Annotated in this window: 1 protein-coding gene; it reads right to left on the reverse strand. The window is 64.0% G+C overall.

The features are described from left to right. Positions 1–722 (reverse strand): LLM class flavin-dependent oxidoreductase (locus AC1DD5_RS25735; RefSeq protein ID WP_477523138.1); only part of this gene is annotated, 722 nt, incomplete at its 3' end. Between the last annotated feature and the right edge of the window lie 4 nt (positions 723–726).

Below are 726 nucleotides of genomic sequence, written 5' to 3' on the forward strand. Positions count from 1 at the left end.
GGCAGGATGTCGTCTTCCATCTGCTGGAGTCCCTCGTCGTAGTTGACCCAGGAGATCGCTACCCCGTCGAGTCCGGCGTTGGACAGTTCCAACAGTGTTGCGACGACCTGCTCAGGGGTACCCACCGCGGTCATCGCACCGCGGCCGGCGGCGAGCCGCTCGATGGTCTTGGCGTGCTCTTCCGGATCAACGTCGAAACTGTCCGAGTTGGCGGAAACCCCCGCAAGCAACTTCTCGATCGCGGCAACATCCGCGTTGTCGCGGTGCACCCAGCGGAAGTACTGCTGAGCTTCCTGCTCGGTCGGCCGACACACGATGTGCACCCGCCCGAAAACACGCACCTCACGACCGTGGGAGACCCGCGCCTGCTGCTTGATCTCGGCAATCTGACGCTGCGCGGTCGCCATGTCCTGCAAGGACGCGAAAATGAGGTCACTGTGCGTGGCGGCGAACTCACGGCCGGGACCGGACGTGCCCGCATTCATAATCACCGGGTAGGGGTCCTGCAACGGGTGCGGGTCCGAGAACGCGTCAACAGCCTTGACGTACTCACCGTTGAAATCCACCGGAGTGTCCCCGGTCCACAACCGCTTCAACAGCGTCGTCCACTCATCAGCGTAGGCGTACCGGGCCTGGTGCTCCCGCTGGGTGAGGCCGAACATGGCGAACTCCTCCGGGAACCACCCCGCCACGACATTGATCCCGAACCGGCCCCCCGACACATGA

Source organism: Paenarthrobacter sp. 10L420 (assembly GCF_056395385.1).